Consider the following 23,127-nt stretch of genomic DNA (forward strand, 5'->3'; position numbering starts at 1 on the left):
AATGAAATTACTTGTTATCTTATTGTGCTTACTTAGTGAACGTTTTTTAATTCACAGTATGTCCTATCAACGATTCTATTGGTTTGCCGACTATTATCAAAAAATAAAAACATTTGCCGACAAACACAGCATGTTTACTAATCCCTGGATATTGTTAGCCTTAATAGTAATACCTGTCGTATTGCTTGTATTAATCATATATTTGTTACTGCACCATATTGTTTTTGGATTGATGGGACTTCTTTTAAGTTTGTTCATTTTCTTTTATTGCCTTGGCCCACAGAATGTCTTTTACCCAGTAACTCAATCAGATACTAAAAGTAATCAAGAGATTTTGGGGGACTATTTTATCTTAGTTAACCGGCAATTATTTTCTCTGGTATTTTGGTATATTATTGCCGGACCTGTAGGTGCTTTGGCTTACCGTCTGATCACATTATGCCGTGATCTTAATTCTGTTAGTGAGCAAGCAAATGAAATTACTGATTTGCTTGAATGGATTCCTGCGCGATTAACCGCTTTGCTTTTTTTACTTGTGGGAAATTTTCAACGCGGTTTTTCCTCGTTCACCAAATACTTTTTTGCCAAACCTGATTTGAATAGTAATATGCTACGTGAGTGTGGATTATTAGCAGTAAGAACAAATGAAGCCGAAGAAGTTCCTATGCCTGAAGCCGAAGGTTTAGTGGAACATGCAATTATAGTCATGTTGGTTTTTATTGCGCTATTTACCTTAATTCCTTGGCTTTAGTTTTTTAATTTATAAATTGAGATTGGAGTTGGGCTTATGGCTCAACCTGCATGATTATTTATTCGGATGCTCTCTATATGAATTCTTTTTTGCGTTTAGTTTGTTGCACTATAATATTAGGACTTGGGGGTTGCCAGGGATTAAAACAAAGCGCACTTAAAGCCCAAGAAGAACAACGATGCAATATGACGTGCATGCAACATTTTGAATTTTGCAGACAAAATTGTGTTGATAACTGCCCAACTTGTTCTTATAGGGCTGAAAGAACGGCAGAGAAAAATTTTGCTAAATACGTGCATGAACGAAAAGTTGAAGGCAAAAAGGTGATGCGCGAGTTGAATTCTTACCGCGATCCACTACAATGCCGCAAAGTGACATGCGATTGCTTATTTGATTTGGCAATGTGTAAGAAAGGTTGCACTGGTGTAATTCCAAAAAAATTACACGCTATACCTTATTGTGTTTAATAGATTTCGGGGAACACTTTCATGGCAAATGAAACTAAATTAGATTTGGATCCTATAGAAACGCGTGAATGGCTGGATGCCCTGCAAGCTGTATTAGTCAATGATGGCCCTGAACGAGGTGCTTTTCTTTTGAAGCAGCTTCTTAATAGAGCAAATTCAGAAGGGGTTAACTTAACGAGTTCAATTAATACCCCCTACAAAAATACCATTAAACCCTATGAAGAAAAGCAAATTCCTCCCGATGAAGGGATTGGCAAACGCATTAGTGCATTAATTCGCTGGAATGCTGTGGCAATGGTTTTACGTGCTGGAAAGTACGCTCCTGAGCTTGGAGGACATATTGCCTCCTATGCTTCATCATCTACTTTATACGAAACTGGATTTAATTATTTTTTTAAAGGACCCAATGGCGAGCATGGTGGTGATTTAATTTATATTCAGGGACACTCTTCTCCTGGAATTTATGCACGAGCCTTCCTTGAGGGACGTTTGACAGAAGAGCAATTAAGTAATTTCAGACAAGAAGTAGAAGTTGATGGTTTATCATCATATCCGCATCCTTGGTTGATGAGCGAGTTTTGGCAGTTTCCTACTGTCTCTATGGGATTGGGGCCATTACAAGCTATTTATCAAGCACGCTTTTTAAAATATTTGGAGAACAGAGGCCTCATTAACACTGAAGACAGAAAGGTGTGGGCTTTCCTCGGTGATGGTGAAATGGATGAGGTAGAGTCAGTAGGCGCTTTAAGCATTGCTGCTCGAGAAAAACTTGATAATCTTATTTTTGTTGTGAATTGCAACTTACAGAGACTTGATGGCCCTGTGCGCGGCAATGGCAAAATTATCCAAGAACTCGAGGGTTTATTCCGTGGAGCAGGTTGGAATGTCATTAAAGTCATTTGGGGTGGCCGTTGGGATCCATTGTTTGAGCGTGATAAGGATGGCTGGTTGCAAAAACGCATGGAAGAATGTGTTGATGGTGATTACCAAGCCTACAAGGCAAATGATGGGGCCTATGTAAGACAACATTTCTTTAATCAATATCCTGAATTAAAGAAAATGGTTGAAAATTACACGGATGAAGAAATTTGGAGATTAAATCGCGGTGGACATGATTCGCAAAAAGTTTATGCGGCCTATGCCAAAGCTGTGGAGCATAAAGGTTCACCAACTGTTATTTTAGCAAAGACAATTAAAGGCTATGGAATGGGAGCTGCTGGTGAAGGACAAAATATCACCCACCAGCAAAAAAAGATGACTGTTGATCAATTAAAAGCGTTTAGAGATCGATTCAGTATTCCTATCAGTGATGAGCAAATTGCTGACATTCCTTTTTATAAACCTGCGGATGATAGCCCAGAGATTAAATACATCAAAAAGCAACGGGAAGCTTTAGGTGGGTATTTGCCATCACGTTCTACAGAAGTAGAGCCACTTAAAACTCCTCCCTTAGAAGATTTTTCATCCGTTACAAAAGGATTAGGGGATAGAGAAATATCAACAACAATGGCTTTTGTACGAATACTTTCTGTATTACTAAAAAATAAAGAGATAAGTTCGCGTATTGTTCCAATTGTTCCTGATGAGTGCAGAACGTTTGGTATGGAAGGGTTGTTTCGACAAATTGGTATTTATTCTCCAGTTGGACAACTTTATACCCCAGTAGATCACGAACAGGTAATGTTTTATCGTGAGGCTAAAGATGGACAAATCCTAGAAGAAGGAATTAATGAGGCAGGTGCTTTTTGTTCTTGGATTGCTGCGGCAACTTCATACAGTTCCAATAAATTGGCCATGATTCCATTTTATATCTATTATTCTATGTTTGGATTTCAGCGCATTGGCGATTTAGCATGGGCTGCAGGTGATATGCAAGCCAGAGGATTTCTGCTCGGTGGAACCGCTGGAAGAACAACTCTGGCGGGAGAGGGATTGCAACATCAAGACGGGCATAGTCATTTATATGCATCAACAATTCCTAATTGTGTTTCTTATGATCCTACCTTTGCTTATGAGCTTGCTGTGATCATTCAAAACGGGTTACACCGTATGTATGAAAAGCAAGAAAATGTTTTTTATTACATTACAGTGATGAATGAAAACTATATGCATCCGGACATGCCTGAAGGAGTTGAAGAGGGTATTATAAAAGGAATGTATTTACTTCAGGATAATAAGAAAAAATCCAAACAGCATGTGCAACTAATGGGAAGTGGCACTATATTGCGTGAAGTAATTGAAGCTGCAAAGATGCTAAAAGAAGATTATTCTGTGACCTCAGATATTTGGAGCGTGACAAGCTTTAATGAGTTAAGAAGAGATGGATTAGCTGCGGAGCGATATAATGCAATGCATCCTGAGGCAAAGGCATTAAAAAGCTATGTTACAACACAATTAGAAGGTAGAACCGGGCCAGTGATTGCTGCAACGGATTATATGAGACTTTATGCGGATCAAATTAGACCTTTTGTTCCAAATTATTTTGTAACATTAGGTACAGATGGTTATGGAAGAAGTGATACACGTCAACGTTTACGTCATTTCTTTGAAGTGGATGCTAAATTTATAGTTTTGGCAGCATTAAACGCTTTAGTTGCTGAAGGAAGCATTGATAAATCCAAAGTAGTTGATGCAATGAAGCGCTATAACATTAATCCTGATAAATTGAATCCGGTTAATCATTAGAATTGAAATAGATAGAGGCCTTGATAATTCAAGCCCTGAGATTAAGGAAGCGGATAACTATTTTAGGTCTGCTTCCTGAAGATCGTTGCTTGAATTAATCGGCAACCTTTGAGGAAAGACATGTCAAACGAAATAGAAGTTAAGATTCCTGATATTGGTGGGGCTACTCAAGTTGATGTGATTGAAATAATGGTTCAGGTTGGTGAGCAGATCGAAGTTGATACACCACTTATTACTTTGGAATCAGATAAAGCCAGCATGGAGATTCCTTCTCCGGTTGCCGGAAAAATCACTAAACTGAAAATGAAAGTGGGGGATAAGGTCTCTGAAGGAGACGTGATTCTTTTGGCAACAGTTGAAAGTAAATCACAAACTGAAAAAGAAAGTGCACCACGAGCCCCGCAAAATGAAACGCCAAATAAAGAGGTGGATAAACCTCAAATTGTGCAGGAAAAAAAATCAGAAAGTGTAAAAGAAATCAAGATACCCGATATTGGTGGCGCAACCCAAGTTGACGTGATTGAGATTATGGTGCACGTTGGGGATCAGATTGAAGTTGATACACCACTTATTACCTTAGAGTCAGATAAAGCCAGCATGGATATCCCTTCTCCAGTGGCTGGGAAAATCACGAAACTCAGTGTAAAAGTTGGTGATAAAGTATCTGAAGGAGATGTGATTCTTTTAGCTACTGTAGAAAATGATTCTGAAGGAGAAAAACCTGAACCAACCCCTAGCGAATCAGTGCAAGTAAGTGCTTCTGAATCCTTGAAATCAGCCGCAGAGGATCATAAACAAGAAGATGTTTCATCAAAACCTATTTCTGCCAGCACCGTAGAGTCAACAAGAATACTCGCTGCCGGTCCTGCTGTAAGACGTATGGCTCGAGAGCTTGGGGTAAACTTATCTGAAGTTGCAGGAACTGGTCGTAAAGAGCGTATTACGAAAGAAGACGTCCAGGCTTTTGTAAAAGCACGTCTCAGTGAGCAACCCAGTTCGAGTTCTTTAGGCATGCCATCTAATCCAGTAATTGATTTTAGTCAGTTTGGTGAAATTGAAACGAAACCACTTAATAAAATTAAAAGACTGACTGGGGTTAATGTGCATCGCTCATGGATTACAATACCTCATGTAACACAATTTGATTCAGCTGACATTACCGATGTAGAAGCATTTAGAAAATCTGAAGCAGAGAATGCAAAAGAAAAGGGTTATAAACTTACATTACTTGCATTTGTCTGTGCCGTAGTGAGCAAAGCTTTAAAAGCGTTCCCACAATTTAACGCATCTTTAGATGCTACCGGTGCTAATCTTGTTTATAAAAAATATTGCAATATAGGAATTGCTGTCGAGACGCCAAATGGTTTGGTAGTGCCGGTAATTAAAAATGTGGATAGGTTGAGCGTTGCTGATATTGCAACTGAAATGACGCGTTTAAGCTCAAAGGCTCGAGATAAAGGATTGATGCCAGCAGATATGGCTGGCGGCTGCTTTACTATTTCCAGCCTAGGCGGTATCGGTGGTACATCTTTTACACCAATAGTGAATAGCCCCGAAGTAGCGATCCTTGGGTTGTCTCGTTCTGAAATAAAACCTGTCTACGAAAATGGCACATTTCAACCAAGGTTAATGTTGCCTTTATCTTTATCGTACGATCATCGAGTGATTGATGGTGCTGAAGCAGCGCGTTTTACTCGTTTTATTTGTGATTGCTTAAGTGATATAAGACGAATTTTACTGTAGTTTTTTATAATATCTAATTAAAAGAGGCTTGTAATGGCTAATAAAATTAAAACTGATGTCGTTGTGTTAGGAAGTGGACCTGGTGGATACACAGCAGCATTTAGAGCAGCGGACTTAGGAAAAAAAGTAGTTTTAGTTGAACGTTATGATTCACTAGGTGGGGTTTGTTTAAATGTGGGCTGTATCCCTTCTAAAGCATTGTTGCACATTGCAAAAGTTGTTGATGAAGCTCATGAAATGTCTGAGCAAGGTGTAAGCTTTGGCAAACCCAAACTGGATAATAAAAAAATTGTTGCATGGAAAAACTCTGTTATTTCCAAATTGACAGGTGGTCTAAAAGCCTTATCAAAACAGCGTAAAGTGGAAGTAATTACTGGGGTAGGGAAGTTTTCGGGCTCCCACCAAATCACTGTGGCTACTAAAGATGGCTCTGTCGAAGTAGAGTTTGAAAACGCTATCATTGCTGTAGGTTCTGAATCCATTAATTTACCTTTTATTCCTGAAGACAAACGTATTTTTAGTTCAACAGGTGCGTTAGAACTTGCTGATATTAAAGGCAATTTATTGGTTTTAGGTGGAGGAATTATTGGACTGGAAATGGCCACAGTTTATTCATCCCTTGGAGTTGATGTAACTGTAGTTGAATTTATGGATCAACTTATTCCAGGTGCTGATTTGGATCTCGTTACTGTTTTGCAAAAACGTATGCAAAAGAAAGGCGTCAAATTCCTTTTGAAAACCAAAGTAACCGCAGTTGAAGCCAAAAAGGATGGTATTTATGTTTCTATGGAAGGCGAGCATGCAACAGACAAACCGCTATGCTTCCAACAAGTTCTTGTTTCAGTTGGAAGAAAACCAAACGGTGGTGCAATTGATGCAGAAAAAGCTGGGGTAAAAGTGGACGAGCGAGGCTTTATCAAGGTGGACAATCAACAAAGAACCAATGTGTCGCATATTTTTGCTATCGGCGATGTGGTTGGTCAACCTATGCTTGCGCACAAAGCTATTCCCGAAGGTAAAGTTGCTGCAGAAGTTATCGCTGGAAAAAAACATTATTTTGATCCCAAATGTATTGCGAGTGTTGCCTATACTGATCCCGAGATTGCTTGGACAGGTTTAACTGAAAAAGAAGCAAAAGAAAAAGGGATTCGCTATGAAAAAGCTACCTTCCCTTGGGCTGCCAGTGGCCGTGCTCTCAGTATGGGACGTGAAGAAGGAATGACGAAATTGTTATTTTGTCCTGATACCAACCGAATATTGGGTGCAGGAATTGTTGGAATTAATGCCGGTGATTTAATCGCTGAAACATCATTGGCTATTGAAATGTGTTGTGATGTTGAAGATATTGCCCTGACAATACACCCACATCCGACACTTTCGGAAACTATTGCTCAAGCTGCAGAGGCATTTGAAGGTACGATAACAGATCTTTATTTGCCAAAAAAGAAAAAAAGTACTGAATAATATTTGACAGAAAATGCTTGTACTCCCCCCATCCGCCCTGACGGGCACCTTCTCCCCTATGGGAGAAGGGATGTTTCGCATTAAATTAATAGGTGCAGGGATGGGGCAGTTTTCGTAGTTTTTTGTTGTCAAAGTAGTAGTTAATTTTCGGCTTTTGCAGGAATAGCAAATATTCAGTAAGGTAATTGGGAGTTTTCTCCTTAGTTTCAGACAAAAAATTATTTGGGAGCAAACAGGGATGGCATTCAACATTCGGCGCATGACTGAATCAGATGTTGATGCAGTTTATTTAATTGAAAAAAATACTCATATTGCTCCTTGGAGTAGAGAGATTTTAAGGGATTGCGTTCGTGTAGGATATGATTGTCGCTTATGCGAAGTTGATGAAGGAAGTAAACTGCTGATTGGTGGTTATATTATTTCTAGACACAGTAACAAATGCTGTCATATTTTAAATTTTTGTATTGCCAAAACATTTCAATCAAAAGGTTATGGACGCCAATTTCTCCAAAAAGTGCTTTTTTCTTTAACTGAATCACAGCATATTGATTATGTCATTCTTGAAGTGCGACCTAGCAATAAAGCAGCGTTATCTCTTTATCAGAGTATGGGCTTTGAACAAGTAGAAATTAAACCGGGCTATTACATAGAAGATAATAACATTGAAGATGCAATTGTATTGAAAAAAATATTAACCATTCAAAATTAACATTCTAATAAAAAACATATAAAAATTCACTGTCAAGACTGTTTTTTAAATTTTTATTTAGCTATTATGTACGACCCACTCAGTACAATCTTAAATTTCTCTTCCTGTGAATAACTTTTTTTAAAAAGTTGCTTTTTATTTCATTCTTTTACTAAAAAAATTCATAAACCCTTTATGTACCGCGGTATTGTTATTTTTATAAAAATGTATTGATGTACTTGTTATCCACAGAAACTGTGGATAACACTGTGAATAGGACTATGAATTACTTGATAAATAAGCTCATTTTAAAGATGTTCTAAAATAACTCAATCGTGAAATAGTAAACATTATCTATTGCAATTAAAGCAGAATATGAGAGGGTTCATATAATAGGTATTACTTGAATTTAAGCTGGACATGCAATGATATTTATTTGAACATCATGGATTTTGTCATAACAAATAACCATGACAAATATAAATTGCATGTGGTACTCTTTACCGTTTTAAACCATGCAATTATTTTCACAATTGCATGGTTTTTCAGTTAATTAAAAGATTTATATGTTGAGAATACTTTCATGAGAAGAGCAAAACCCAAACAGAATCCCACCCCGCAAACTGCTCAAATCGATAATTTAAGCCATGATGGAAAAGGCGTTGCGCGTATTCAAGGTAAGGCAACTTTTATTCAAGGTGCATTGCCAGGTGAATTCATTGAGTTCCAGTATAAACGCATAAAAAAAGATTTTGATGAAGGCCTTTTACTTAAGGTTCTTAAACCCTCTCCCTTACGGGTGGAACCTAAGTGCCCGCATTATTCAATGTGTGGAGGTTGTTCATTACAACATATGAGCGAAGAAGAACAAATTCATTTTAAACAAGAGCAATTATTGGATTTGTTATTACGATACGGGCATACTAAACCGCAAACTGTGTTATCACCTCTAGTGTCAAATTATTGGAATTACAGAAATAAAGCACGATTAAGTGTACGATTTGTTGAGAAGAAACAGACTTCAATGGTTGGGTTTAGGGAACGTAATAATCCTCGGTATATTACAGAGATTACCCAATGCCCCGTTTTAAATGCCAAACTTGATGCTGATATCATTCCGTTAAGACAATTGATCGATTCGATGCAAGATAAAAATTGTATTGCGCAAATTGAAGTTGCTGCGGGGGATGAGGAGGTTGCGCTGATTTTTCGGAATTTAACCACTCTAAATTGTGAAGATGAGTTAAAAATTCAAAAATTTGCTGAAGACTATCAATATAAAATTTTTCTTCAACCTGGTGGCCCCGACAGCGTTTATTGTTTTTATCCACCCAAATCCAGTGAGTATTTAACTTACACATTACCGGACTATGATATTACCTATTCCTTTCACCCCACAGATTTTACGCAAGTGAATTCTGCGTTAAATCGTTCCATGGTATCGCAAGCAATACAACTTATGGACTTAAAAAGTACAGATATAGTGCTAGACTTATTTTGTGGGTTGGGAAATTTTTCACTTCCAATGGCTAAATTTTGTGCCAAAGTTCTCGGTGTTGAAGGCAGTAAGACTATGGTTGAAAGAGCATATATGAATGCCAAATTAAACCATATCCCAAATGTAGATTTTTATGCTGCAAATTTGGATGATATTAATGAAGTAAAGAAACTGGTTCAACAGCCCTGCAGTAAAGTATTAATTGACCCTCCTCGATCAGGTGCGCTTGAAATTGTGAAACAAATTGATGCATTAAATCCAGAGCGTATTGTTTATGTATCGTGTAATCCCGTAACATTAGCACGAGATACTGATATATTAGTCAATCAAAAAGGCTATACACTGATAACAGCAGGAGTAATGGATATGTTTCCTCATACTGCCCATGTCGAGTCGATAGCGTTATTTGAAAAAGGATAAAACTCATGGTTAGAGTAAAAGATACCGTTCCATTGTGCGAAGATGGAAGCATTGATGTTGATTTATGGCTTCATCAATTAGGCGCAAAAGGCTATTTGGAAAATCTTGAACTCATTCGTAGCGCATGCACTCTCAGTCAGCTTGCAGGCCAAGAACATGCTACAGAAACAGGTCATTCTTGTTTGCAACAAGGATTGATTATGGCGGATTTGCTTGCTGATCTTGAAGTTGATCCAGAAACGCTGGCTGCTGCAATTATTTTTGAAAATGTGCATTATGCTGATCTGTCTATTGATGACGTGTCTGAGCAGTTGGGTCCTAATATTGCGAAGCTGGTGAAAGGTATTGAGCGCATGAGCGCGATGCACAGTTTTCAAGGATTAAATAAATACCCACAAAATAAGCAACAAATTGATAACATTCGCAAAATGTTATTGGCTATGGTAGATGATGTGCGGGCTGTATTAATCAAGCTTGCTGAACGTTTGTGTGTTTTAAGAACCGCCACTCATTTATCTGAAGAGTTACGCAAACAATTAGCTACCGAGGCAATGGAAATTTATGCACCTTTAGCCAACAGGCTGGGAATAGGGGCGATCAAATGGGAAATGGAAGACTTGGCTTTTCGCCATTTACATCCTGAGGATTATAAAGCGATTGCCAAGGGTCTGAAAGCCAAACGCCTGGAGCGCGACAACTTTGTTAATACTATTGTTGCCCAGCTTAATGAACAAATTAAAGCAAGCGGAATAGATCATTTTGCTGTTTACGGTAGATCAAAACATATCCATAGTATTTATAAAAAAATGACGCGCAAGAATGTGTCGCTTGATGAAATTTATGATGCTACAGCGGTACGTGTCCTCGTAGATACCCAACCTCAATGTTATGAGGTCTTAGGTATGGTGCATACACTTTGGAAGCAAATTCCTGCTGAGTTCGATGATTATATTATTAACCCTAAAGCAAATGGCTATCAATCGTTGCATACAGCAGTTAAAGGACCTGAAGGTCGAGTTTTTGAAGTCCAAATAAGAACATTTCTTATGCATGATTTGGCAGAAATGGGTGTTGCCGCACATTGGAAATATAAAGAGGGTGGTTTTAAACAGAAACAAAGCCATGAACGTAAAATTGAATGGTTACGCGATGTATTGGCCTGGCATCGAGAAATGGCAAGTAATAAGGGGGTTCCCGAGAGTACAACCACAGAGTTTCTCGAAGATAGAGTTTATGTTTTTACTCCTGATGGTGATGTTCTTGATCTACCCCAAGGCGTTACTCCTTTAGATTTTGCATACCACGTACACAGTGATTTAGGACATCGCTGTCGTGGGGCTCGTATCAATGGCCATATCGTTCCATTGACTTATCAACTGAAAACAGGAGATAAGGTAGAGGTTTTGGCTGGAAAAGAAATCAAGCCATCTCGTGATTGGATCAATCCACACTTAAACTATCTCAAAACATCTCGAGCTAAAGCCAAAGTATTGCATTGGTTTAAAATGCAAGATTATGATCGAAACATCCAGGATGGACGTGAGTTATTAGATAAAGAATTAAAATCTTTAGGAATAAAATCCGATAAACTGAATGAAGTGACGGCGGCACTGCATTTCAAAAAGCTTGATGATCTGTATGCAAATCTTGGACGTGGTGATATTAAGATAGGACAAATCATTAGTAAACTTGCTCCACCAGCTACTTCAGAACTCAATCTTGAGCGATTTGTTAAACCACAGGCCAAACCAGAAGTTACTGGGAGCGATCTTCGGATTGAAGGGGTAGGTAATTTATTAACTTTTATGGCTCGATGTTGCCAACCCGTGCCAGGTGATCCAGTTATTGGCTACATCACTGTAGGAAGAGGTGTGTCAGTACATAGACCAGATTGTCCTAACATTATCCATGCGAGTGAACACCAAAAGCAACGTTTCTTGCAAGTTACTTGGGGCAGTGCTACGCGTGAAAACTATGTAGTGGATATTTTAATCAAGGCATTTGATCGTTCTGAGCTTTTAAAAGATGTCACATCATTACTCGCCAATGAAAAAGCACATGTTTATGCGTTACAAACTCAAAGTAACAAACAAGAAAACATGGCATATATTACATTAACTGTAGATGTTGATGGTCTAAACAGCCTGTCTCGCCTATTAACAAAATTAGAGCAAATCCCAAATGTGCTTGAGGCACGAAGACAGCTTTAAGTGGCTGCCTGATAAACTGGAACCTGGGTGCAGCGCAGCCATTGTGTTTCCCTTCTCCCCTCGGGGAGAAGGTACCCGTATGGGCGGATGAGGGAACTCCTCACCCCAACCTCTCTCCCACAAGTGGGAGAGAGGAATTTCGTATAACTGCTGCACTGCACCCAGGCTACATCTATATTTCTATTCAAAAATAAATCCTGCAACAACAGCACGGTGCTCACTCAATAATACATTATAAGTACGACATGCTGCACCCACAGACATGCATTCTATACCTATTTGCTGTTGGGTCAGTTGATTCAGAATTGACAGAGGCAGGAGTTTTCCGGTATGTTCATGACCAATGATGATAATTTCCGGTTTAAATTGCGTTAATAAGTTCATATAGTGTGCATCAATTTCTTCAATGGTTTTAATTGAGAGATCACTAATGATTTCTGTTTTAGAAATTATTAAACTGCGTTCATAAACAATGGAATTAATCTGAATTTTGTTATCACTATAAGCTTGTACTGCGTGTAGTTCTGCTGACTCTAAATTGATGTTCATGGTTTAGAATGTTTAAATGAATTATAGATAGCTACAAGTATACTACAGAGGTCACTATTATGAGTCAATTTCCGCGCATAAATCGTTTGCCACCCTATGTTTTTAATACGTTAACGCAATTAAAAACTGAAGCGCGGGCGCGTGGAGAAGACATTATTGATTTCGGTATGGGAAATCCAGATCAACCCACACCTCCTCATATTGTAAATAAGTTGATTGAGGCAGTACAAAGGCCAGATACTCATCGGTATTCTATGTCCAAAGGAATACCAAGGTTAAGACGGGCTATGGCCTCCTGGTATCAACGTAACTATGATGTACAGTTAAATAGTGAAACACAAATATTAGCTACTATTGGTTCAAAAGAGGGGTTAGCACATTTGGCATTAGCGATAAGTGGGCCTGGAGATACCATACTGGTCCCTGATCCAGCTTATCCTATCCATACTTATGGATTTATTATTGCTGGTGCTAATGTCAAACAAATTCCTCTGATTAATGAAACTCAGTTTTTAGCGTCAATAGAGGATACAATTAATCGAAGCTTGCCCAAGCCTAAAGCGTTAGTCATTAATTTCCCTGCTAATCCAAGTACGCATTGTGTGGATTATCCTTTTTTTGAGCAAGTAATTGATCTGGCAAAAAAGCATAAAATTTGGGTGATTCATGATTTAGCTTATGCTGACATTGTATTTGATGGATATAAAGCTCCATCAATACTTCAAGTACCCGGCGCTACTGATGTTGCCATCGAAACTTATTCGATGTCTAAGTCATATAATATGCCAGGTTGGCGCGTTGGTTTTGCTTGTGGAAATGAGGAACTCGTTGCTGCGCTTACTCGAATTAAATCTTATTTGGATTACGGTACGTTTACACCAATTCAAGTTGCTGCTATTGCCGCACTAGATGGTCCTGATGAGTGTGTGCATGAAATCAGGGCACTATATGAAAAACGACGTAACATTCTTTGCGATGGTTTAAATGAGATTGGCTGGGAAGTGACTCGACCCAGAGCAACTATGTTCGTCTGGGCACCTATCCCAACCCATTATCAGCACATGGGTTCACTTGAATTCAGTAAATACTTACTTAAAGAAGCTCATGTCGCTGTATCCCCAGGGATAGGCTTTGGCCAACAAGGTGATAATCATGTTCGTTTTGGTTTAATAGAAAATAAAGATCGTATGCGACAAGCATTACGAAACTTAAAGGCATTGTTTCGTAGAGATGGATTGATTAAGGCCGAAGAAACATGCATGTTGTAATTGATTCAGACTGTAATTCTATTCCAGAAAAAATGAGTCCACTACACTCAGAAGGGAATGTGTTACTCAATTTTTTGTTGAGTCTTGGCTATGAACCTACTAATCCACCTTATGCTGATTTATTAAGACGATATCATAATTTAGAAGGTGAGTGGTTCATAGTGACACCAGTTCACTGGGAAGCAACCCATAATGACGCGATGATCGTTGCCTCGGCTAGAGATTTACAGTTGGAAGAGAGTGAGTCGAGATCATGGTTTGACTTATTTTCACAGTATTTGGCAGAAGACGAGACCGTACTTTATTATCATGATGCGGAAACATGGTTGCTTAATACGAATAAAAAATATTCTTTAAATGCAAAACCTCCCCATCATTTATTGCACCAATCCTTAATGCCGGAATTAATTCAACTTGATAACTCGATGCATTGGCAGAAATTCATCACTGAAAGCCAAATGCTGTTCGCCTCTAAACCTAATCAGTCTTTAATTAATGGATTATGGGTTTGGGGGAATGCAAAGCTTAATGAGAAAAAAACACTTGATATTTGTGTTGACACGCATCTTTTTTCATTCGCGACATTATGTAGTACTCAGGTTACTGTTTATAGCCCAGAAATAAAGCTCAAGGACTTTCAAATTTTATTACTCTCTGAGTTTTCAATACTAAGTAAGCAACATCAAGAAGAGTTAAACAAAATGCCGGTTCATTTGTATTGGAATAATACTGCTTATTTGATGAGTAGCGGCAGGTGGTATGCTCGTTTATGGAGAAAAATAATTCATGCTAATTAAACAACGCCCCAGACCATCACATATACTCGATTTGCCTAATGTGCCTGATGTGCTAAGGCGAATATTTGCAAACAGGGGGATCAAAGAATCTTGCCAATTGGATAAACAACTCCAAACATTACTGCCTTTTGACAGCTTTAAAGGAATAAATGAGGCTTGTGTACGTTTAGAGAGCGCATTACGTGAACAGCATAGAATTTTAATCATTGGTGATTTTGATGCCGATGGCGCAACTTCAACCGCACTTGCTGTTACTGCTTTACGCGCTATGGGGGCTCAATTTGTTGATTATTTGGTTCCTAATCGGTTTGAGTTTGGCTATGGTTTAACACCTCAAATCGTTGAGGTTGCCAGTAAATGGAAGCCTGATCTCATTATTACCGTAGATAACGGTATTGCTAGTGTTGAGGGTGTGGAAAAAGCAAACCAGTTAGGTATCGATGTTTTGATTACCGATCATCATTTGCCTGCAGATACTCTTCCTGCTGCCTGTGCTATTGTGAACCCAAATCAGCCGGATTGTAAATTTCCCAGTAAATCGATTGCTGGCGTAGGGGTTATTTTTTACGTCATGCTGGCCTTGCGTAGACATTTGGTGAATGCCAATTGGTTCCATGAAAGGAATATCACCGAACCTAATATGGCCAGTTTTTTGGATTTAGTTGCATTAGGAACTGTAGCTGACGTAGTTGGGCTGGATCAGAATAACCGCATTATGGTTAATCAAGGTCTTTCCAGAATACGTCAAGGACAATGTCGTGTAGGAATTAGGGCTTTGATTGAAGTGTCTGGACGTGAGTGCGCGCGACTAAGAGAGTCCGATTTAGGTTTTGCTATTGCACCAAGACTCAATGCTGCAGGAAGATTGGACGATATGGCTTTAGGCATAGAATGCTTAATTACTACAGATCAGCAACAAGCTAGAAACTATTGTCAACAACTCGATGAGTTAAATGAAGAAAGAAAGTTAATTGAAACTGAAATGAAAGAGCAAGCGATGCTTGCATTGGAAAAACTTGCTTTAAGTACAGAATATACAAGTAATCATTTACCCATTGCGTTATGTCTTTTTGATAAAACCTGGCACCAGGGGGTTATTGGAATTTTAGCAGGACGAGTCAAAGAGCGATATCATCGTCCTGTTATTGCTTTTGCGGAAGTCAGTGAAAATGAATTAAAAGGATCTGCACGGTCCGTTCCGGATTTAAATATCCGAGATGTATTGGCAGCAATTGATAAGGATTATCCAGGGCTCATCAGTAAATTTGGTGGCCATGCTATGGCTGCAGGTCTGAGTATTCATCCAAACTCGTTTAAACCATTTAGTGAAGCACTAATTTCTGAAGTGAGTAAGCATATTGATTTATCTCAATGTGAAGGGGAAGTGCTTACTGATGGGCCATTGCAGCCTGAAGAGTTTAATATTGAGATCGCTCAATTGATCCAGCAAGCGGGTCCTTGGGGACAGCAATTTGCTGAACCTGTTTTTGATAATGTTTTTGAAGTGCTTGAGCAACGACTGGTGGGAAAAAATCATTTGAAAATGACTTTGGCAACAACACAAGGTGATCAACAGGTGGACGCGATCGCATTTAACATTGATCTAAAATCTTGGCCAAACCACAGAGTTAAATACATCCATGCGGCTTATAAGCTCGATATTAATTTTTACCAAGGACGTACACGCTTACAATTACTTATTCAAGCGATGAATGCGGTAAATCAAAAATAGAATGAGTGCTTATCTCCCCGTAACACCCCACTATGCTCGGGATGGAGGGGAGGGTGTTACCTCGGCATCTGCAGCAATACGGTTATTTTTTTGCACAAAAAATTTTAGTTTCAGTTATAATCAGTACTTTTTAACCGAACAATAATAGTGACGAATATTCTGCTTTCTCCTTTGTCAATTGCTCCGATGATCGATTGGACCTACAGTCATTTTCGAGTTTTTATGCGTTTTTTGGCTCCTCATGCGCTTTTGTATACTGAAATGCAAACTACTGGGGCGATACAAAACAATCCTGTGCGTTCTTTGCAATTTAGTGCAAAAGAACATCCCATCGCACTTCAACTTGGTGGATCGGAGCCTGATGCGTTAGCGCAATGCACTCAACGTGCTGAGCAAGAAGGATATGATGAAGTGAATATCAATCTTGGTTGCCCTAGTGATAAAGTCCAAGCAGGACGTTTTGGTGCCTGTTTGATGAAAGAACCAAAACAGGTTGTTGATTGTATTCATGCCATGCGACAAGCGGTGAGTATTCCTGTTACAGCCAAAACTAGAATAGGAATTGATCATCAAGACAGTTATGAATTTTTCAGTGATTTTGTACATCAATTAGTTGAGGCTGGGGCACAAAAGATTATTGTTCATGCACGTAAAGCTTGGTTAAACGGTTTAAATCCAAAACAAAATCGAACAATTCCACCGGTTAATTACGAGTATGTTTATCGCCTTAAAAAGGAAATTCCTGAAATTCCGATAGTGATCAATGGCAATATTTTGAATATAGGGGAAATTAAAGAACATCTTCAACATGTTGAAGGAGTGATGCTTGGACGTTTAGCATGTGACAATCCTTTTCAAATAGCTACAATTCATCAAACGCTTTATCCTGAAACTTCCGTGAGAACACGCAGTCAGGTATTTAACTATTATTTGGATTATTTGCTGGATCAATACAGCAAAGGTGTATCACTTAGTTTACTAATAAAACCTATATTCAACCTTGCTTTTGGTTTACCTGGCGCCAGTCAGTGGAAAAAAAAGTTAATGCTGATTTTGCAGGATAAAAATTTAACTTTGTTTCAAGAGCTAGGCGAGTATCTTCAGAATATTGAATTGCTTGCAGCGGTTTGATGAATTGAAATTTATTTCTCTAATCGTTAACCGTTTCGTTACGCTAAGGAGTTTATTACCCTGACTGGCTGTCCTTTATGGATAAAGGCAAAAATCAAGATCTGCCCCCTATATTTTGTAAAAATAATAAGTTACTGTGTAGCATATCCTGACAAGCAGGTCGGATCATATTATAAAGAGGGTTATATGCAAGATCGATTTTTTAAGGAAGCCAGCTCTGACTTTTCAATTTCACTCCCATCGCTGAGTTTGGAAGATTTACACCATTTACAGACTTTATGTGATGAAGATATTGATATAAATACCTTGCTTATTCAAAAAATGCCTAAAACAGATTTACATGTTCACGCTGAGGCTGGCTTTTTGATTGATATTGAATTAGCTAAAACTATAGCGGAGCGTAATAATATCCCTTTTCCATATGATTTGATCGATGAACAAACCCAGCAATGGAAATTTACGGGTTCGGATGATCTCGATCAATTTATCAAAGACTTTCGACGTATTTCGAATCTGTTGAAAACGCCACAAGATATTGAAGATCTCACTTATGCATTTTATAAATATTGTTATGATCATCATGTCATCTTCGCTTTGCCAGGAATATCCTGGATTCAATGTAAAGAACATATAACTTTTGTTGAATTTAACCAGGCCTATAATCGTGGCATCGCACGAGGGATCAAAGAGTTTGGTGATGTCACCACATTAAGATTACGCTATTATCAAGAGCGACACATAGATCCAGAAGATTTTCAGAGCATATGGGGTACTATTCAACAATATCCCAATCCGATGGTGACAACAATAGGCCTTGCAGGTGCAGAAGATGGGTTCCCTCTAGAGGATTTTTTTAATTTTTTCGATGAGATCAATCGTTATAGACAGCAAAAGGGTAATCCTTGGTATTTTATCACCGCCCATATCGAGCCTGAGGCACAGAAACATACCTTGGAAATTGCAAAACAATATCTTGACCGATTTGCCCATGGAAGAAATGTTGCCAATTATCCCGAACTCGAAAAAGCACTTAAATTTGACGGCATGACACTTGAACTATGCCCTTTAAGTGACGTTGCATTTTTCCCAAAATCGATACCCAATTTAAAATCTCATACTCAATTTCAAACTTTATTTAAAGATGAAATGATCTCTTTAAATTCTGATGACCCCGCATTTTGTGGGCCAATTGATCAGGTATATCAGGCTGTTTTTAAAGAACTCGAATGCGACATGACACTTTTATTCCGATGCACTTATAACGGTCTATTTGCAGTAGCACCTGGTAAATTAGATGCTATGCATCGTTTCGCACCAGAAATGTATCAGGACCACATGTTATTCCTCAAACACAGCATGTTAAAGCTTAAATTTTTTGAACAATATTTTCATTTGTTACAAGAGATTAGAACAATAGACAATGAGTATCGCGAACTAAAAAAACGCATTTTGGGAATTAGCTTACACACACCCATAAGTGAATTAAATCACCTCTCATCATCTCTTTTAAAAATTGAAAATGAGACAAGTATCAGCTCATTAATAGATATAAAACAGGAAATTATCAGAACGGCTAAATTATTAGAAAAAAACACGTTGCAAGCTATAGAACGATTTGAACACAATTATCTCCTCTCACAAGAGCAAAACGTCAGCTCTCTTGAACTATGATGCAAGACAGCTCCTATAATATAAAAATGAATCCGGTTCAAGGTAGACCAAAACACAGATTTATGAGTTTATTGACGCCACAGTAATGCAACGAAGGATCTCCTGATTTGGAGATCCTTCGCTACGCTCGGGATGACGTTTCTCCTTTTGAGTTTACAGATTAACAAACTTTTGGTGCAAACTTTCCTCTGCATCTTCACTTAGCAACTTTTGTGCTTTGTCATAGAAAATTTGCGTCGTTTCTCCTCGTTTATTGAAAAAGCCGTGATTATTCTTTTTAGCAGAGACCTCGATCATCCCAGCGACTTTTTCTACGGTTTCTGAAAATGTCACCAATCCTTTTTGCGCATCTTCAATCTCTTTAAGGACCGCATGCATACCTTTAGGAATGAGATTGGGAGCACCTATAGTTGATTTAACTTTTTCTCCACCAAAATAACCAATATCCCACTGTGTATCTATTATGAGGTACTTAAGTACTTCTAATAATGCTTTATTCACAGCCTCGTTAGGCGACTCTGGGGCAAAAATTGAGTCGTGATGAATCTTGAAGCTATCAATTGTTCCATTGGCATTTTTTGTTTTCAGCTGCCATTCCGAAACTTGAGATAAGTTATTTAATTGATAGAGTAGAAATTCTTTCCTAAAGGTATTTTTTTTATTTTTATCTAGATCAGATTTTTGCAAATCAGAATAGATAGTATGAATGGGGGTCGTACGCAGTCTTGTTTCATACTCCAAAAAGCTATCGTTTAACAATGCAGGCTCATTTTCAGTTTCAATCCAACGATAACCCATTGATTTGATACATTCTTGAATCTTTTGCATTTGTTCTAAAGCAGATTTAGATTTGATATCTCCGAGCTGAGTTAAAAATGCATTGGCCTGTCCTTTTACTTGTAAATCAAAAAGCAAATCGGCAAAATGATCTTTCTCTTTCTTGCTCGCATCTTTGTACCAGGTAAAAACTTGTTCCATGATCTTTGCTAAATCATCGACATCTATGTCACTATATCTGCTAGAGCGAGTTTGTTGGTATTCGTACAGCCTCAAATACAGTTTCAACATCGGTGTTAGACATTGAGCAATTTGAGTTTTATTGGTTGGATCCGCTTTAGCATATTCAGCGCCAGTAGTTGCTGTCAGTAAAAGTTTGGGACCATACTTGACCATCACCGCCGGAGTCTTTCCAGTTCCTGTATTATTGAGAAGTTGTACTAATTTTTGTTGTTCTCTTTTAGGTAACTGATGGAATGCAGCATCAATACTTTCTACAAATAAACGAGTCCTTGCTTCGTATTGTCCTGCGTCACGAATTGTAATTTTTTTATTGTTTGGATTTTGTACCGTTTTAAATAAATGACAACGCAACATTTGCGCAATACGTGTTATTGCTAAATCGTGTAATGAAGGCTCTGATCTCAGAATATCAGGGATGGATTTCGCTAATTTTTTGCGATATAGAGTATAGGCGTCTTCAGCGGGATCTTTACCTGGCTCTTGTTTTTGAGCTACGCTAACTAATGTTTTATAAAGTAGATTGATTTTTAAATGAATTTCAGGCGAACTTCCAGCAGCACTAACCATTGTATCAGAGGGTTTCGCGCCAAAAATGTCATAACAATGATGTACAAAAACCAGTTCAGCAAGTTTTGGATTTTTTTTGTACGCAGCAAAAAATAAATCTAATCCTTTTTTAATTCCTGCAAAAGGAATTTCGCCCTGAACAATTTGGGCTATGTTCATTTCATTGCATAAATTGAATAATTCATCACAGAGAATAAATGATTCTTTATTTTTTTGTTCTTCTTTAGGTGCGGTACCACCCCATAATAAATATTCTGTAGCAGTACAATTATTTTCTTGAGAACCAGCAAAACCATAAAGTTCTAGAGCAATGTCATGATCAACATATTCTTTTGCTCGCTCGAATTGTTCTGCATCAGCGGGTGAAATGAGTTGGTTGTCAGTACACTTAAAATAGTTTCCTGATGGGAGACGAATTAAATAATTCCCTTTGTTATCACGATGAACTGCACTTTTTATGTAATCGCCTTTTCCTGCATCATGAAGTGCTAAATGCAAATAAAACGCTGTTTTATTAGTTTCAGAATGACCTTCTAGGCGCAGTAGCTCTTTATATTTTGCAGACATGCCCAAAATACCGTTTGGAAAAGCAGCGATCAAATGGTTTCGGGTGGCTAAAGAAAAGTATAGAACGCTATTACCAGTTCGTTTAAATTCAAATCCCAATTTGCCATTTTGCTGCAGTAAATTGCATGCACTCTCAGTTGGCATCAATCTGGGTCTTAGCATATTAACGAAGAGGCCTGTTAAGGCTGTATATTTTTTCTCTGTTGTAGGCTGTTGGAATGCATTATTGATTTCTTGAATCATTGATTCTGGCAAATCATTATTTTCAATAAGTTGTAGGAATGCTTCGATTTCCCTAACCCATTGCAGGAGATTTTCACCTAATGCATTTTTATTCTCAGCTTCTAATGATTCAGCGCTAAGAAAATATTTATTTGCTTCATCTAGGTTAGCCTGAGCCTGAAGTTTGAGCTGTTGTTGCAGTTCTAATAAGTTCGCCTTTATCCACAGCGAATTAACTTGCTTCTCTTTTTCTGGATCTGTTTTACCTTGTTGTTTTAAGTGATGTAAATCAGCTTTTAATTCAATAATTTTTTTATAGCAATTAACTAAGGGTTCTTTTTCTTTGACACAGCCCACAGCAATGAGATGCAATAGCGAAGTAAAGAATATGGGATCTATTTCTTTACCATAAATAAAGTTTCCATCACTTTCAATCGCAATATCTTTTTTCTCTGGGTCTACAGGAACGGTAGAATCAATTAAAACTCCAGTATTATTGACCATGCGTAGGCGGAGATCATGAGCAGGTATTTGAGCTGTCTCCTTAAACAGCATTTCTTTAGTCACTTCAGTTCCAATGGACTCTTTCCAGTTGATTATTCCAATTAATGCCAAAAGTGAAGCCACAACATCATGAGGCCAAAATCCTTTGTATTTAGAACTTTTTATAAACTCGCCCATCGCAGAGAGTAGCGTAGGGGCATATTGTCCGGTTAATACAGGGTAGGCGCGAGACATAATGTCTGCTGTCCCTTTTATCGATGTTATTTTACTGTAGTTAGGGAGTACGCGAGTTGTTTTTGAAACCACATGAAATGCATTGTCATGGGTTAGTGCTGCTACTGCAAGAGCAGCCTTGTTCGTGTCAGTGCTACGTGCATTGTAGGGAAGATCCGAAGTTTGATAATCATTTTGAGAGTAAGGTTTATTATAACCCAAATTGATAAGGGTATACTTTTTCTGCTCTTCTGGTGCCATTTGTGCTAGAAAATCGCTAACTGCATTAAATGATGCGATATTAACTAAAGTTGTGTCTTCAGGACTTGCTTGCCCAATTTGTTGTAACCACGCATCGGGTTGTTCGGCAGTGCTTAAAAGGGAGTTTATGTGTGGAAATACTTCAGATTGTGCATAATACTTAATTACTTCATCAGTAGGATAGAAGGCATCGCTTTGTGATGGCTCATGATAATATTTTTTTAGTTGTTCGTTATAACTGTAATAACTTGTAACTGGACCAGCAATTACTTCGGGTAAATAACCTTTGGGGAAGTTGAGTTGTTTCTGCAATTGTTCAATGTGCATTTGTAAATATAAAGCACGCAAACCGTATTTGCCCTGGGGATCCTGCACCCCGTATTTATTGCAAGGAATTTCGTCGGTAGTGATTAGTTTAATTGGTGTAAGAGGATCTATAATACCTGCAACTTTAGCTTGCATGATTACATGGACTGTAGCAAGCAAGTCATCCCCATCTTTTCCTGGGTCAGTAAAAAAAACTATTTGTACCATTATTATCTCCTGTTAAATTCAAAGTCAGGCTTTTATCATAATTATTAATAAAAACAAATTGTTATTTTTATTTGCAGAAGATATGGTTATGTTTTTTTAATTGTTTAGTTTGTGTGATTGTTATGGTATCTGACGCTTAGAGTGCTTTTTTCTGGTACTGTGATT

At 38.1% G+C, this 23,127-nt stretch carries 15 protein-coding genes; 13 read left to right on the forward strand and 2 right to left on the reverse strand.

The features are described from left to right. Position 1: 1 nt before the first annotated feature. The 8 genes from ACF8MK_RS13545 (at position 2) to relA (ending at position 11,926) form a co-directional block, all read left to right on the forward strand. Positions 2-751, forward strand: a complete 750-nt coding sequence (locus ACF8MK_RS13545) for a hypothetical protein (protein ID WP_392537090.1) — start codon at positions 2-4, stop codon at positions 749-751. Between the two features lie 77 nt (positions 752-828). Continuing rightward, a complete protein-coding gene (locus ACF8MK_RS13550) occupies positions 829-1,218 on the forward strand; it encodes an acyltransferase (RefSeq protein WP_392537091.1) in 390 nt (129 codons plus the stop codon). A 21-nt stretch (positions 1,219-1,239) separates the two neighbouring features. Further along, positions 1,240-3,903 carry a pyruvate dehydrogenase (acetyl-transferring), homodimeric type gene (gene aceE / locus ACF8MK_RS13555; protein WP_392537092.1) on the forward strand — a complete coding sequence of 888 codons (2,664 nt, stop codon included), beginning with the start codon at positions 1,240-1,242 and terminating at the stop codon, positions 3,901-3,903. Positions 3,904-4,023: 120 nt separating this feature from the next. Next, on the forward strand, positions 4,024-5,646 hold the full coding sequence (aceF, locus tag ACF8MK_RS13560) for a dihydrolipoyllysine-residue acetyltransferase (RefSeq protein ID WP_392537093.1): 1,623 nt from the start codon (positions 4,024-4,026) through the stop codon (positions 5,644-5,646). 33 nt (positions 5,647-5,679) lie between these two features. Continuing rightward, entirely contained in the window at positions 5,680-7,110 is a 1,431-nt protein-coding gene (gene lpdA / locus ACF8MK_RS13565; protein ID WP_392537094.1) for a dihydrolipoyl dehydrogenase, read from the forward strand. A 238-nt stretch (positions 7,111-7,348) separates the two neighbouring features. Next, positions 7,349-7,819: a ribosomal protein S18-alanine N-acetyltransferase gene (rimI, locus tag ACF8MK_RS13570; RefSeq protein ID WP_392537095.1), complete on the forward strand. Its 471-nt coding sequence runs from the start codon at positions 7,349-7,351 to the stop codon at positions 7,817-7,819. A 562-nt stretch (positions 7,820-8,381) separates the two neighbouring features. Further along, the gene (gene rlmD, locus ACF8MK_RS13575) at positions 8,382-9,716 is read left to right on the forward strand and encodes a 23S rRNA (uracil(1939)-C(5))-methyltransferase RlmD (protein WP_392537096.1); all 1,335 of its coding nucleotides are present in this window, start codon (positions 8,382-8,384) and stop codon (positions 9,714-9,716) included. Between the two features lie 5 nt (positions 9,717-9,721). After that, positions 9,722-11,926, forward strand: a complete 2,205-nt coding sequence (relA, locus tag ACF8MK_RS13580) for a GTP diphosphokinase (RefSeq protein WP_265704150.1) — start codon at positions 9,722-9,724, stop codon at positions 11,924-11,926. 180 nt (positions 11,927-12,106) lie between these two features. Here relA and ACF8MK_RS13585 read toward each other — a convergent pair whose 3' ends face one another. Further along, positions 12,107-12,475, reverse strand: coding sequence for an Mth938-like domain-containing protein (locus ACF8MK_RS13585; protein ID WP_265704151.1), 369 nt, complete (start codon positions 12,473-12,475; stop codon positions 12,107-12,109). A 59-nt stretch (positions 12,476-12,534) separates the two neighbouring features. Here ACF8MK_RS13585 and alaC point away from each other — a divergent pair, with 59 nt between their 5' ends. From alaC to ACF8MK_RS13610, 5 genes are all read left to right on the forward strand, one after another. Then, positions 12,535-13,743, forward strand: coding sequence for an alanine transaminase (gene alaC / locus ACF8MK_RS13590; RefSeq protein WP_392537097.1), 1,209 nt, complete (start codon positions 12,535-12,537; stop codon positions 13,741-13,743). Beyond that, positions 13,731-14,540, forward strand: coding sequence for a hypothetical protein (locus ACF8MK_RS13595; protein WP_392537098.1), 810 nt, complete (start codon positions 13,731-13,733; stop codon positions 14,538-14,540). Before alaC ends, ACF8MK_RS13595 begins: the two co-directional genes overlap by 13 nt. After that, positions 14,530-16,272: a single-stranded-DNA-specific exonuclease RecJ gene (gene recJ, locus ACF8MK_RS13600; protein ID WP_392537099.1), complete on the forward strand. Its 1,743-nt coding sequence runs from the start codon at positions 14,530-14,532 to the stop codon at positions 16,270-16,272. Before ACF8MK_RS13595 ends, recJ begins: the two co-directional genes overlap by 11 nt. A gap of 147 nt (positions 16,273-16,419) precedes the next feature. Beyond that, entirely contained in the window at positions 16,420-17,403 is a 984-nt protein-coding gene (gene dusA / locus ACF8MK_RS13605) for a tRNA dihydrouridine(20/20a) synthase DusA (protein WP_392537100.1), read from the forward strand. Between the two features lie 186 nt (positions 17,404-17,589). Continuing rightward, on the forward strand, positions 17,590-19,074 hold the full coding sequence (locus tag ACF8MK_RS13610; RefSeq protein WP_392537101.1) for a hypothetical protein: 1,485 nt from the start codon (positions 17,590-17,592) through the stop codon (positions 19,072-19,074). 153 nt (positions 19,075-19,227) lie between these two features. Here ACF8MK_RS13610 and ACF8MK_RS13615 read toward each other — a convergent pair whose 3' ends face one another. Beyond that, a complete protein-coding gene (locus ACF8MK_RS13615; RefSeq protein WP_392537102.1) occupies positions 19,228-22,962 on the reverse strand; it encodes a hypothetical protein in 3,735 nt (1,244 codons plus the stop codon). Positions 22,963-23,127 lie beyond the last annotated feature (165 nt).

Source organism: Legionella sp. 227 (assembly GCF_043161935.1).
GTDB classification, from domain to species: domain Bacteria; phylum Pseudomonadota; class Gammaproteobacteria; order Legionellales; family Legionellaceae; genus Legionella; species Legionella sheltonii.

Coding starts and splice junctions, on each gene's coding strand:
- ACF8MK_RS13545 (WP_392537090.1), top strand. CDS start 2: ATGAAATTACTTGTTATCTTATTGTGCTTACTTAGTGAACGTTTTTTA.
- ACF8MK_RS13550 (WP_392537091.1), top strand. CDS start 829: ATGAATTCTTTTTTGCGTTTAGTTTGTTGCACTATAATATTAGGACTT.
- aceE (WP_392537092.1), top strand. CDS start 1,240: ATGGCAAATGAAACTAAATTAGATTTGGATCCTATAGAAACGCGTGAA.
- aceF (WP_392537093.1), top strand. CDS start 4,024: ATGTCAAACGAAATAGAAGTTAAGATTCCTGATATTGGTGGGGCTACT.
- lpdA (WP_392537094.1), top strand. CDS start 5,680: ATGGCTAATAAAATTAAAACTGATGTCGTTGTGTTAGGAAGTGGACCT.
- rimI (WP_392537095.1), top strand. CDS start 7,349: ATGGCATTCAACATTCGGCGCATGACTGAATCAGATGTTGATGCAGTT.
- rlmD (WP_392537096.1), top strand. CDS start 8,382: ATGAGAAGAGCAAAACCCAAACAGAATCCCACCCCGCAAACTGCTCAA.
- relA (WP_265704150.1), top strand. CDS start 9,722: ATGGTTAGAGTAAAAGATACCGTTCCATTGTGCGAAGATGGAAGCATT.
- ACF8MK_RS13585 (WP_265704151.1), bottom strand. CDS start 12,475: ATGAACATCAATTTAGAGTCAGCAGAACTACACGCAGTACAAGCTTAT.
- alaC (WP_392537097.1), top strand. CDS start 12,535: ATGAGTCAATTTCCGCGCATAAATCGTTTGCCACCCTATGTTTTTAAT.
- ACF8MK_RS13595 (WP_392537098.1), top strand. CDS start 13,731: ATGCATGTTGTAATTGATTCAGACTGTAATTCTATTCCAGAAAAAATG.
- recJ (WP_392537099.1), top strand. CDS start 14,530: ATGCTAATTAAACAACGCCCCAGACCATCACATATACTCGATTTGCCT.
- ACF8MK_RS13610 (WP_392537101.1), top strand. CDS start 17,590: ATGCAAGATCGATTTTTTAAGGAAGCCAGCTCTGACTTTTCAATTTCA.
- ACF8MK_RS13615 (WP_392537102.1), bottom strand. CDS start 22,962: ATGGTACAAATAGTTTTTTTTACTGACCCAGGAAAAGATGGGGATGAC.